12 protein-coding genes are annotated in these 11892 nt (G+C 40.1%); 7 read left to right on the top strand and 5 right to left on the bottom strand.

Annotation, left to right across the window (positions count from 1 at the left end; genetic code table 11):
- Positions 1–175: 175 nt before the first annotated feature.
- Positions 176–715, top strand: coding sequence for a DUF4442 domain-containing protein (locus tag EHR06_RS10695; protein WP_135756983.1), 540 nt, complete (start codon positions 176–178; stop codon positions 713–715).
- A gap of 19 nt (positions 716–734) precedes the next feature.
- Here the strand turns inward: EHR06_RS10695 and EHR06_RS10690 are convergent, their stop codons facing one another.
- From EHR06_RS10690 to EHR06_RS10680, 3 genes are all read right to left on the bottom strand, one after another.
- Positions 735–1406, bottom strand: coding sequence for a class I SAM-dependent methyltransferase (locus EHR06_RS10690; RefSeq protein ID WP_135756982.1), 672 nt, complete (start codon positions 1404–1406; stop codon positions 735–737).
- Positions 1407–2249: a GGDEF domain-containing protein gene (locus EHR06_RS10685; RefSeq protein WP_135756981.1), complete on the bottom strand. Its 843-nt coding sequence runs from the start codon at positions 2247–2249 to the stop codon at positions 1407–1409. It abuts the gene before it with no gap.
- Positions 2250–2336: 87 nt separating this feature from the next.
- Entirely contained in the window at positions 2337–3287 is a 951-nt protein-coding gene (locus EHR06_RS10680; RefSeq protein ID WP_135756980.1) for a helix-turn-helix transcriptional regulator, read from the bottom strand.
- Positions 3288–3351: 64 nt separating this feature from the next.
- On the opposite strand from EHR06_RS10680, the gene EHR06_RS10675 reads away from it, so the two are divergent.
- Positions 3352–4173: an alpha/beta fold hydrolase gene (locus tag EHR06_RS10675; RefSeq protein WP_135756979.1), complete on the top strand. Its 822-nt coding sequence runs from the start codon at positions 3352–3354 to the stop codon at positions 4171–4173.
- A gap of 238 nt (positions 4174–4411) precedes the next feature.
- Positions 4412–6319, top strand: coding sequence for an adenylate/guanylate cyclase domain-containing protein (locus EHR06_RS10670; RefSeq protein WP_135756978.1), 1908 nt, complete (start codon positions 4412–4414; stop codon positions 6317–6319).
- 2 nt (positions 6320–6321) lie between these two features.
- Here EHR06_RS10670 and EHR06_RS10665 read toward each other — a convergent pair whose 3' ends face one another.
- On the bottom strand, positions 6322–6858 hold the full coding sequence (locus tag EHR06_RS10665) for an inorganic diphosphatase (RefSeq protein ID WP_208757780.1): 537 nt from the start codon (positions 6856–6858) through the stop codon (positions 6322–6324).
- 265 nt (positions 6859–7123) lie between these two features.
- On the opposite strand from EHR06_RS10665, the gene EHR06_RS10660 reads away from it, so the two are divergent.
- The 3 genes from EHR06_RS10660 (at position 7124) to EHR06_RS10650 (ending at position 10367) form a co-directional block, all read left to right on the top strand.
- On the top strand, positions 7124–8704 hold the full coding sequence (locus EHR06_RS10660) for an exonuclease (RefSeq protein ID WP_244288570.1): 1581 nt from the start codon (positions 7124–7126) through the stop codon (positions 8702–8704).
- A gap of 119 nt (positions 8705–8823) precedes the next feature.
- Positions 8824–9399 (top strand): TetR/AcrR family transcriptional regulator, encoded by a 576-nt coding sequence (locus EHR06_RS10655; protein ID WP_135756975.1) that lies wholly within the window; start codon positions 8824–8826, stop codon positions 9397–9399.
- Between the two features lie 2 nt (positions 9400–9401).
- A complete protein-coding gene (locus EHR06_RS10650) occupies positions 9402–10367 on the top strand; it encodes an MBL fold metallo-hydrolase (RefSeq protein WP_135756974.1) in 966 nt (321 codons plus the stop codon).
- 3 nt (positions 10368–10370) lie between these two features.
- Here EHR06_RS10650 and EHR06_RS10645 read toward each other — a convergent pair whose 3' ends face one another.
- A complete protein-coding gene (locus tag EHR06_RS10645) occupies positions 10371–11183 on the bottom strand; it encodes a carbon-nitrogen hydrolase family protein (protein WP_135756973.1) in 813 nt (270 codons plus the stop codon).
- A gap of 94 nt (positions 11184–11277) precedes the next feature.
- On the opposite strand from EHR06_RS10645, the gene EHR06_RS10640 reads away from it, so the two are divergent.
- Positions 11278–11877, top strand: coding sequence for a hypothetical protein (locus EHR06_RS10640; protein WP_135756972.1), 600 nt, complete (start codon positions 11278–11280; stop codon positions 11875–11877).
- The last annotated feature ends 15 nt before the right edge of the window (positions 11878–11892 follow it).

Below are 11892 nucleotides of genomic sequence, written 5' to 3'. Positions count from 1 at the left end.
CTTTCAAATATTTTTAAAAAGTTAACATAACGATCGTTTTCTAAAGAATAAAAAGGTTCTAGATTTGTTATCTTAATATAACCGGAATATAAGTGGATGTTTTCAGGAATGAGCAGAAGGGAAATCGCCTTGCATAGAAGATAGCCGCTTCCAATCTGACAGCAAAGAATCCATTATGAAATTATATACTAGCGATAAAAAAGAATCCATCTCCTCTTGGTGGCTGCGTTTTCGTTTGAATCATTGGCCTTGTTTATGGTGCACGGGTGGAAAAATACAATTCATCTCCTCTGACTTGAGAGAGCTTCATGTAAGTTTAAAAAAAAATCTTCGTACATTGAATCGAGTCGGAACAATTTACGGGGGGAGTATCTATAGTTCTGTGGATCCGTACTATATGTTGATGATGATGTGGATACTCGGGCCCGACTATGTTGTTTGGGACAAGGCTGCAAAAGTAAAATTCGTCCGGCCGATCCTCGGAAAAGTAAAGATCCGATTTTTGATCTCCGAAGAATTGATCGAAAAAACAAAACAAGATATATTAGAAAAAGGTGAAATCGTTTTCGATCTTCCCGCAAAATACGAAGACGAAGAAGGAAATGTATATGCCACCTTCGAAAAAACGATCTATGCAGCTTCTAAAGAGTTTTATGAGGAGAAGTTAGCTTCTAAAAACATGACTTCTTCATTTAAACCAAGTAAAAGAAGCTAATAGGAATTTTAGAAGGTTCTTATTTGGTAGCGATCCATCCACCTACATGCAAGGATCTGAATTTTTGAGAACTGACTGAAAATCCAGCTTCTTGCAAGAGTTCCGTGTATCTGGTACCCGGAATACGATGTAGTTCGAATACTCTTTTTAAATAGATCTCGACTGCTTCTTCTTCCCAACCTTGGAAATTGATTAGATAAGATTTTATATTTTGGAATAAAGTTTCTCTTCCATTCGGTTCCGAATCGAATAGATCGAATAAGATCAAACTTCCGCCTTTTTTCAATCTTGCATAGATCTCTTTTAGGATAGAAAGTTTATCTCCTGTGTCCGGAAGAAAATGTAAAACGAATAGCAGAGTAACGGAATCATATTCTTCTGCAAGTGGAAGTTCTCCCACAGTTCCGCAGATGAATTTCGATTGAGGGAATTTTTTCCGAGCCTGTTCGATCATTTCAGGAGAAGGGTCTAAGCCTGTAATTGAAAACCGATCCGGAGAAATTTTTAATAATTTGGCAAAGTCTGCTCCTGTTCCGCAGCCTACGGATAAGATCTTTCCATTTTCAGGAGTATTTTCTAAAAGATAGATCGCTACCAATTCCATGATCCCTGAATAGAACGGGATCATCTTTCCTATTCTTCTCTCGTAAACCTGTGCTCTTTCGCCTTCGAACTTTTCTACGTGGGTCATTTAATTTCCTATTTGGACTTTTTGCAGAAGAATATCGTATGTGGAACCGTCTTCCGGATACATCGCAACTCCTAAGGACAAGGTGATTTTCACTTCTCCCCAAGAACCGTTGGAACTGGATTCTGAAAATAATCTTTTGATCTTCTCCGCTCTTTCCAAAACTATATTCTTATGCGCTCCCGGAAGAAGAAGTAAGAATTTTTCGCCTCCGATCCTGGAAGAGATATCGCTCCTTCTGGAATTTTCCAAAAGTATCCTTCCCATTTCTTTAAGAAGAAGGTCTCCTCCGTTATTTCCGAATATTTCGTTGATCTCTTTTAATCCGTCTATATGCAAATAAACCACACCGATCGTGGTTCCGCTTCTTTCCGCTCTATAAATTTCCGCTTGGAAGGATTCGATCGTGTATTCTCTATTGAAAAGCCCTGTGAGTTTATCGCGGATCTCTAATTCTTTAATTCTGTTTTCTCGTCTTCTAAAAAGGGTTTCATATCTTTTAGCCTTTGCTTCCGTAAAAGATTTTTCGGTGATGTCCCTGAAATAGAATGCCTTTGCAGGTTCTTTTTCATCCACTAAGATCGGGACCGCCCTGCATATGAATCTCCTTTTGCCGGAAGAAAGATGTAATGTAAGATGAGAATGTTCTTTGGAATCCGCGTTTGAAAGTTTCTTGTACCAAGCAGAATGTTTTAGATCGTTCTTTTCCGGGATAAGTCCAAGCTCTTTTGCCTGAACATTTGAATCCAAAAGTTTTCCTTTATTGTCTGAGATGAGAATAGCGTCTTCCTGGTTTTCCAGAAAGTTCGGATTTCGGATCCAATAGTTTTTAGGAGAAGAAGACATGCAAAATTTTGTTTCAAAAATTATCTTGGATCTGACGGGAAAATCAATCTTCTTCTGACTTTCTATAAATTGGACGGATAATAAGTTTTATTCGTAAATTTTCAGGATTTGTTTGGCCTTATGTCGAATTGCTTCCTGTAATTCCAAAGGTTCCAAAACAAAAACAGAATCGCAGTATTGAAGCATACTTCCTAACGCCCATTCTTTTGTTTCCATATCGATTACCATTTCTGTAAAACCTTTTGCCATAGGTTTTTGGCTCAGGCATTTCATATAAGGAAGACTTTTGATATGTTCCGCAGTGGCATCCGTGACCTTAACTTTGATCAGATATTTAGGGACTCTTGATTTGAATTCTTTGATCCATTCTTCCCAATATTTGCTTAGATCGAATTTTTTAGGTCTTTCAAATCTTTCCGCGGTTATTGCGGCTTCTTTGATACGAGAGATACGATAGACTCTCATTTCTTTTCCACGTTTTGCGACTACATACCAAATCGTGTCTTTAGCTACGAGTCCATAGGGTTCTATGATCCTTGGTTCCGGTTTTCCACCTTCTTTCTCATAGATGATCTTTACTTTTTTTTCTTCCCAAACCGCGTCTTGTAATATAGGAAGAAGTGGAAGTTCTCTGATAGCGCGGCCCCAACCTAGGCCGTCTATATGGATCCTTTGTCTCGCAGTTTCCGCATCCTTTCTATAAGCGGGAGGAAGAGAGGCCATGAGTTTGACGAAAGCAGAATCGAAATCCTTCTTCTTTCCTAAGTCTTCTAAAACACGAGAAGAATGGACCAAGAGCAGGGAGATCACCTCTTCTTTTTTAAAACCAGTAAGGTTTGTCCTATAACCCTCGCTTAAACTCCAGCCTCCGCCGATCCCTCTCTCTGCATAAATTGGAATTCCAGCGGAAGAAAGAGCTTCCATATCCCTATGAACGGTTCTTTCTGAAATTTCTAATTTTTTAGAAAGTTCCTTTGCTGTGGTCCTTCCTTTTGCCTGCAGATGCAATAAAATATTTAGAAGCCTGTCAGCTCTCATAAATTTAGTATAAATCTCTAAATATGACAGAACTTGTCATGTATATTCTGGTATACTTGTTTTTATGATTACTTTAGCAACTTCCGTTTTTGGCATTGTTCTTTGTAAAGGTGAAATTATCAAAACATCCGTCCATGGCCCTACAGGGAAAATTTCCTATAAGGACGAAGGATTTGGCGGAATGCCTGTGGTGTTTATCCATTCTTTCGGAGGGAATGTTTCTCATTGGCAAGAGATCAAAGAATCTCTTATTCCAAGCAGAAGAGTGGTCCGAATAGAACTTAGAGGTCATGGAGATTCCGAATTTCCCAAAGACGGAGATTATAGGATCTCTTCTATGGCACAGGATCTAGCTACAGTTGTCAATCTTCTGGGGTTACAAAGATTCGTACTCGTAGGTCATAGTATGGGGGGAAGTGTAGCATTACAATACGCAGGTGAAAATCCAAGTAGAGTAGCCGGGCTTGTTCTTGTGGATTCCAATGGTGATCCTAAAAAATTGCCCGAGTCAATTCGCACTCAGATCAAGAATGCATTATATTCGGATGCGTATGTGCAAACCACCGAAGACTATTGGGAACAATTATTGGCAAATTCCAGATCGGAAGTGAAAGAAAGGCTGATGGGAGAATTAACCAGAACTCCTAAAGATATGGTGATCAAGATCACGTCCGAATTATTGGATTATGATCCGAACCATTCTTTAAAAAGATATGTGGGTCCGAAACTTGCGATAGTCACATCTGAAAACGATGATCAATTTGCATTACATAGACTTCATTTAGGATTTCCTCATACTGTGGTTGCAAATGCTGGACACTGGCTGCAATTGGATCAACCGGAAGAATTCCGCAATATATTGGAAACCTTCTTACAAAAATTCTAACTTATAAAACTCCCGGGGACCTATCCGGGAGACCTCTGATTTTTTTCATCGAACGAGAGTTATAGATTCTCGCCGGAAAAATTTTTCAAAAATCCCTCGTAATTTCTAAATTTCTGATTTAATTGATTTCGGAATTTTATTAGTATTGCTCCCGCTTTCCCTAAAAGGGCCGGGAAATTCATCTTCCGATCTGAGGAAAACAAAGGCGAATCGTCGTCCAATTTCAAATCGATATCATATGAAATCTCTCAAAATTATTCCACTCATACTATTCCTGGTACTAACGTTATTCTCTTGTAGAAGCAAAAGTTCCTCTAAAATTTCCCCTCTTGCGGAGAACGGAGTTTTGGATCTGAGAGATTGGAATTTCGCAGAAGACGGTATCGTAAAATTGGATGGAGAGTGGAAATTCCAATGGATGAAACTTGCTGTCTCTCGGCCTGATCTTGGACCAAAGGATGCAGCGATCCATGTAGTAAATATTCCGGGTAACTGGAATCAAATTCCTAAGCTAGAAGGAATGAATCCTTTGATGGCTTTCGGATATGGGACTTATACTTTAAAAATTATCCCTGGTCAAAATCAAGGAAGGCTTATGATGCATTTCCAGGGCGCCGGAACTGCCGCTTCTATCTATTTGGATGGGAAGAAGATCATGGGAAATGGTGTTGTAGGTCCGGACAATAACTCATCTCGTCCTCAATATCTTCCTCTGTATGTTGCGATCGGACAACCGAACAAGGAGATGTTACTTCAAGTAGAGATCTCTAATTTCGATCATTATAAGGGAGGACTTTGGGAATCTCTTAGAATGGGAACGGAAGCGGACCTTCTGAACTTCAGAGACAATAGCTCTTTCAGCGAGATGTTCTTGTTCGGAAGTATTATCATCATGGCATTATACCATTTCGGTCTGTATTCCTTAAGAAGGAGGGACATGACCGGGTTGTTCTTCGGAGCATTCTGCGCGAGCATCTGTCTTAGGATCTTTGTTACCGGAGAAAGATTCCTGATCCAAAAATTTCCTCATCTACCTTGGGAATTTTTTAATAAACTGGAATATATTTCTTTCTACTTGGCCGTTCCGTTTTTCGTTTATTATCTGGATGCATTATATCCTCATTCATTCTCCGCTAAGTTAAGAAAGTTTTTCATCGGATTTAATCTGATAGTATCCACGATAGTGGTGGTCACTCCTGCGAGTATTTATACCCATACTCTGATCCCTTTCCAAGTATGTTTGATTTTTGCAATATTATGGATCTTCTTCGTATTAGTTCGTTTGGTAAGGAATGGAGCGGAAGGTTCCTTGATGGCGATCGCAGGAATGATCGCATTAACCGCGGCCGCTATCAATGATAGTTTGTATTCTCAGGCAGTTATCAATACGGGATATTATCTTCCTTTAGGATTATTCGTTTTCATATTCGTCCAGTCTTATCTGCTCTCCTTCCGGTTTTCCCAGGCATTCTTATACATAGAACGTTTATCGGATAATTTATTAGAAGTGAACAAAGCCTATAGTAGATTTGTTCCTTTGGCATTTTTGAAATTTTTGAATAAGAGTGATATTACCGAGATCGGTTTAGGAGATCAGGTCCAAAGAGAAATGACCATCCTATTTTCTGATATCAGATCCTTTACCCAACTTTCGGAGAAGATGACTCCAAAAGATAATTTCGACTTCTTAAATTCTTATATGAGAAAAATGGGACCGATTATCCGCAAACACGGCGGGTTCATAGATAAGTATCTGGGTGATGGAATTATGGCACTCTTTCCAAGTTTACCCGATCAAGCCTTGGATGCTGCAATGGAAATGCTCAGAGAATTAGAAAGCCTAAACCAATCCAGAGCGGATCGACATTATGAACCTATACAAATCGGCATCGGACTTCATACTGGAACATTGATGTTAGGAACAATCGGGGAAGAAGAAAGAATGGATGGGACAGTGATCTCCGATGCGGTCAATCTTGCTTCTCGTATCGAAGGATTGACCAAGGAGTTTCATGCGAACCTTCTACTCAGCGAAAGTACATACCGCAAGTTGAAGAATCGCAGAAAGTATTCCTTTAAAAAATTAGGCAAAGTAAAAGTAAAAGGAAAATCCAAGTCCAGCGAAGTATACGAGGTCTTGGGCTGATCTTATATTTTAGGGAACTTCTGTTTATAAAAATCTAATGCTCTGAGGATCAGCTCTTTTGCTACCTCGGGGCCTTCCGGCTCTTCTACTCGTACTTCTTTCTTTTCTAATTGTTTATAAACGGAGAAGAAGTGGGTCAACTCCGCTCTAAATGAATTCGGAAGTTGAGAGACATGTTCTATCCCGTCAAAACTTCTATCACCCGAGGCGACAGCCAGGATCTTTTCGTCACCTTCTCCCCTGTCTATCATTCTCATTACCCCGACCACTCTTGCAGGTACCAAACAAAGCGGGGGAACTTCTTCCGAACAAAGAACTAAAATATCCAAAGGATCCTTATCATCTCCCAGAGTTTGGGGAATAAAACCGTAATGAGCAGGATAATGAGCGGAAGCAAAAAGTACCCGATCCAGCTTGATGAGGCCGGAGTCCTTATCTACTTCGAACTTGGCCTTACTTCCGGAAGGAATTTCCACAAGTGCATGAACTTCGTGAGGAGGATTTGGGCCGGGACTGGCCTCGTGCCAAGGATGTTGTATCATGGGGAGATATTGTAACCGCACGGATGTATAGCAAGCAGAATAAGTATACTATATTCATTCAAAAAATATAATAAGACATAGCTTTTTAGTAAGAATAGTGTGTTGGAATTAATTTTGGAACGCTTATAAAATTTTACTTAACATAAAGAAATTTTAATCTATTATACTATCCTAAAATTCCGAATAATTTCCGCGTTATTTTCGTCTTTATAATTTAGGAAGAAAATTATTGATAAACTTTCGGGATGATCCAATGGCAACAATGAGTATATCTGATCAACAAAATCAACAAAGCACTGAGTTCGGTAAATTCGCTTCTTTCAGGCCGGTATATTTACAGATCAAATCCAAAGATTCTTATCCTAACGATGAAAGGCCTTATTTTAGCCCTGAGATGGAAAGGCTTTTATTAATAGCAGGAGAGTCTACGAACAGCGAAGGTTTAAATTCAGGCAAACTTCCTGCATATCCTGCAATCGCTGAACTAGATTACAAGTTTGTGGAGGAAATATCGGAATTGATATCTAAGGGTTTGTTATTGGTTGTTCCCAGGATTTATGCCAAAAAGAATACGGGAGAGTTAGAGATACTACTTCATGTATTGGGTGCCAAATCCTCCAAAAAGGGAAGTCCGGAAATTGTAAGGGATATATTCTTCCAAATCGCCCGAAAATCAGCGGGAACGATCCGAAATTTCGAAATTACCACTCAAAATGACAGAGAGATCGTCCTGAACGAAGTATTGTATTCTTTATCCGAGGGAAATACTCCCCACTTTAAATACGCTTACGTAGACAAGGCTAAAGAATTATTAGGAAAAATATATCATAAAAACTTAATGCATAAGGATTTGCTGGATGATTATTATAAGCTCATTCATTCCTTTATACAGGAAGAAGAGATCCTCACCAGGACTTCAACCTGCGGTTATATACATGTTCCGGACCAGGATGCGGACACATTATTTACCCAAATATCCGAATTATACGAAAAAAAGGTGATCCCTAAACTAGTTACTGAAAATCCTAAACTTGCAGAGCAACTCATCTCAATTCGAGAAACCATTCTTTCCGACGAATCCGGCTTATTGAATAACGATCCTTTATTGATCCGAAAATCAATTTACTCGGAAGAATTTGCAAAGCTGACCCAACTCTCCGGGAACAAAGGAGCTTATTCTGATTTTTTTCGTTTGTCCAGGGTGATCACTCAAAAGTCCCTCGAAAGCGATATGTTCCTGAAGGGAGCCAGAGAGAAGAGTGTGGAGAATGGGCTCAAAAAAGTGGTACTGAGTGGAAAAGGTGCAATGGCAAGTTATATGTCATTGTCTATCGGAAGGGACCTGCCATTCGATTCTGAAGTTATTAAGTCGGTCCAACATGATCCCACTTTATTGAGCTGCATCTATTATGGTCCGGATGGTCCTGAATTGTTTATCTGCCCTTGGGATAAACCTCTCGTCAAAAATATGCTCAGAGAATTATCCGAAAAATTCGCATTTTATAATATGACCTGCCTGAGCTTTCTATTGATGTTATTCAAAAATAAGGACAAACTTCTTCCTTTGCTCTCCGACGAATCTACCGCGGAAGATTTCCGGAACGTGGGTTATAATTGCCTGGCTCATACATTTCCTTGGTATAGAAGGTTGGCCTTTTTCTTAGGATTTAAAGGAAATATGCTGACTCATGTTTTCAGAGAATTGGGAGATATCCAATACCACCAAATGGGCGAAAAACTGAAATTCGAAGAGAAGATCAGTGCAATCAAACAAAAACTCAAAGAAGAATTGATCATAGAAGTCCGGGAGCATATGGCCGGAATTCTGGAAGGCAAATCCTAAAAATCTTTAGATCCCTCTGAAAGGAAGAATGTCCCGGACCTTCTACTTTTATCCAAAATCCGATTTTACGATCTAAAAAATATGTTGACCGGTCTATTTTTATTTGATTCAAAGTGTTTATGGGTCAGAAGGGAGAAATCGCTAAGGAAAAGATGGTCCGCGCCATGGCGGAACGTTTGGAAATCGGGGGATATGCGGGAACCGGGTTAAACGATATCGTAGAAGACGCAAAAACCCCCAAAGGATCCATCTATTTCCATTTTCCCGGCGGGAAGGAAGAATTGGCTTCCTTAGCTCTCTTGGTATCCGGCAACGAATTGGCCAAGGAATTGAAGGCGGGTTTGGATTCCGCCAAATCTGTTCCGGCCGGGATCCAAAGGATATTTTCTGTTTTGGAATACAGACTTGTATCCTCCGGTTTTTCCAAGGGTTGCCCGATCATGACCACCGCTTCCGAGACCGCCTCGGAACCTTCTTTAGTGAACTCTACCTGCGCTGCGGTTTTCCAAGATTGGATCTCCATATTGGATTCGTTTTTCCGGAAGAACGGATTCGAGGAGAACAAGTCTTCAGAACTTGCAGTAGGCATTCTTTCCTTATTGGAAGGAGCCATTCTGATTTCCAGGACAAGCCGAAATACGAACGCGATACGATCCGCTTCTAAAACGGCAAAACTTCTCGTTTCGGAGAAATAATTATGAAACTTAAAATTACTTTTTTGGCGATACTCGCCGTTTTACTTTTAGTATTCTGCACTGCATTAGGAATTCCTAAACTAGCAGTTTCGGAAGTTCCCGAGTTGGAAAAATTATCCAAGGATCCTAGATTGGAAAATCCTTCCGGATTGACCAAACTCAAATTTACGATCTTTAAAACAGGGGAGAAGAAGGCATCTTCCGCATTCATATTCGAAGGTGGTCCTTTATTCCACAGAAAGCAGATCTATCATAGTGTTGTATTTGTGGAACATCCCAAAGGGACTTTTTTGTTCGATTCAGGTCTCGGGACCCAGATCCAGGAACAATATAAAGACCATAGATTTTATGTAAAACCTATGGTTGCTTACCAAAATCCAAATCCTTTGGTCTCTCAGTTGAAGGTAAACGGGATTGATGCGGAGAAGATCGGGGATATCATTCTCTCTCATTTGCATTGGGACCACGCAGGTGGTGTAGAAGATTTTCCTAAAGCCAAGATCTGGTCCACGGAAGAAGGCAGAAAACATCTGCAAGAATTCGGAGTGGAGAAGGGCTATTTACCAAAACAACTAGATTCAGAAAACATAATATGGAAGAATTTGGGATTTATATCCAAACCTTATGAGAATTATCCCAAAAGTCTGGATTGGTTCGGGGATGGTTCCGTGGTATTTGTTCCTATGGAAGGTCATACTGCGGGAGATATCGGGATGTTCCTGAATTTGCCTTCCGGAAAAAGATTCTTTTTTACGGGAGATATTACCTGGGCAAGAGAAGGTTTCGAACTTCCTTCTCATAGGACCAGATTGCTTAGATCCATTGTGGACAGAGACCAAGAGCTAGTCGGAAAGGAAATATACAGAGTACATTCTCTTTTAAAAGCTTATCCTAATTTGGATATTGTTCCTGCTCATGACGGAGAAGCGATTGATCGTTTGGGATTATATCCTAAGTGGACTGAATAGATTTTATATATTTCGTCTATGTTTGAGTGCAGGTATTTTTTTACGGACTGCCTGCACTTCTTCCAAATCAATCTCAGTTAAAAGGATTTTTTCTCCTTCTCCTGCATCTCCTAGAATATTTCCCCAAGGATCAACCACAAGAGAATGTCCGTAAGTTTCTCTTCCTTTTAAATGAGTTCCAGTCTGTGCGGGTGCAAATATAAAACATTGGTTTTCGATCGCTCTTGCTCTTAACAAAACTTCCCAATGTGCAAGTCCAGTGATCTTAGTGAATGCGGAAGGAACAAAGATCATTTCCGCATCCTTCTTCATAATTTCGCGAAACAATTCGGGAAAACGAAGATCATAACAGATCACTGAGGAAATATTTCCAAGTTCAGGACTTTTGTACGTTTCCGGAATGATATGGCCGGATTCCACGGTTCTGGATTCCCTATATTCTATCCCGTCTCCAGGATCCGTATCAAATAAATGGATTTTATGATATTCGAATTTTTCTTTTCCATCCGGCCCGAAAATGATAGAAGTATTAAAAACTTTTCCGTTCGGTGCCGGGTTCGGAAATCCGCCGGCAAGGATAGTTATATTCAGTTTTTTTGATATATCCGAGAGAAGATCTATCGTCTTAGTCTTGATCTCTTCCGCTCTTTCCAACTTCTCCTTTTCGGAACCTAAAAAAGGAAAATTTTCGGGAAGACCGATCAGCTTTGCACCTTCGGAAGCAGCCTCACGAATGAAGTTCTCGCATTTTTGCAGATTTAGATCCACATCGGTTCCGCTGTTTAATTGGATCAGTCCTAAAAGAAAACGGTGCATAGACTCAGTATTCCAGATCCTCGGGCAAAATGCAAAATGATATTCTTTACATTCTGCTTGTCTTAGCCCCTTCCCGGCAAAATTTAGGAGAAGTATGGCATTCGCCCTGAAAGAATTCAAATCCATCCAAAACTTCTACTCCGTAAAAAAACATAAGGAGAATGTTTGGGCCCTAGTTTATCTACTGCTCAGATATTTAAGCAGCGGAGAAGGGGCCATCCAAGCCGTCCAAACTTCCTGGCTACAAGGCCTTCCGGAGAATTTGTCGGAAGAGGACAAGAAAGAAGCATCCGAAAAAGTTTTGGAACTTGCGGACCTTCTGCTGGAAGCGTTACGCTCTTGGAGAGATTTAGCGGATGAAGAAGGTTCCGAATCCGTGATGGAAGATGTATTGGAGCTTGGACAATCGGTCCTGATCGAAACCAAAGAAATGGGAGAATTTTCAGAACTGGTCCGGGAAGAATCCTTGGATATTATTTCCGATCTTTGTTTGGTATGCGGAGTAGAGATCCCGAAAGCAGGTTATAAAAAAATAGATCTTTCTGCTTTCGACGATTCTGACATCGCAGAAGAAGTGGAAGAATGGATCATTGCACTTTCTTCTTTTGAAAAAGCGGAAGAAGCTTCCGACCTGGAAGATGGTTTTCTTGTACTTTTTGTGAAGGTATTCTTATTTTATATTTTCTTTAAGTAGAAGAAGCGCCGGAAT

This window comes from Leptospira dzoumogneensis (genome assembly GCF_004770895.1).
In the GTDB taxonomy this organism is placed as follows: domain Bacteria; phylum Spirochaetota; class Leptospiria; order Leptospirales; family Leptospiraceae; genus Leptospira_B; species Leptospira_B dzoumogneensis.
The sequence above is the reverse complement of the archived record's forward strand: the minus strand, read 5'-3'. Positions and strand labels throughout refer to the sequence as shown.

Excerpts from the sequence above, each read along its gene's own strand:
- EHR06_RS10645 (WP_135756973.1), bottom strand. The coding sequence starts at position 11,183 with ATGCACCGTTTTCTTTTAGGACTGATCCAATTAAACAGCGGAACCGAT.
- EHR06_RS10680 (WP_135756980.1), bottom strand. The coding sequence starts at position 3,287 with ATGAGAGCTGACAGGCTTCTAAATATTTTATTGCATCTGCAGGCAAAA.
- EHR06_RS10670 (WP_135756978.1), top strand. The coding sequence starts at position 4,412 with ATGAAATCTCTCAAAATTATTCCACTCATACTATTCCTGGTACTAACG.
- EHR06_RS10655 (WP_135756975.1), top strand. The coding sequence starts at position 8,824 with ATGGGTCAGAAGGGAGAAATCGCTAAGGAAAAGATGGTCCGCGCCATG.
- EHR06_RS10695 (WP_135756983.1), top strand. The coding sequence starts at position 176 with ATGAAATTATATACTAGCGATAAAAAAGAATCCATCTCCTCTTGGTGG.
- EHR06_RS10675 (WP_135756979.1), top strand. The coding sequence starts at position 3,352 with ATGATTACTTTAGCAACTTCCGTTTTTGGCATTGTTCTTTGTAAAGGT.
- EHR06_RS10685 (WP_135756981.1), bottom strand. The coding sequence starts at position 2,249 with ATGTCTTCTTCTCCTAAAAACTATTGGATCCGAAATCCGAACTTTCTG.
- EHR06_RS10650 (WP_135756974.1), top strand. The coding sequence starts at position 9,402 with ATGAAACTTAAAATTACTTTTTTGGCGATACTCGCCGTTTTACTTTTA.
- EHR06_RS10640 (WP_135756972.1), top strand. The coding sequence starts at position 11,278 with ATGGCATTCGCCCTGAAAGAATTCAAATCCATCCAAAACTTCTACTCC.
- EHR06_RS10690 (WP_135756982.1), bottom strand. The coding sequence starts at position 1,406 with ATGACCCACGTAGAAAAGTTCGAAGGCGAAAGAGCACAGGTTTACGAG.
- EHR06_RS10660 (WP_244288570.1), top strand. The coding sequence starts at position 7,124 with ATGAGTATATCTGATCAACAAAATCAACAAAGCACTGAGTTCGGTAAA.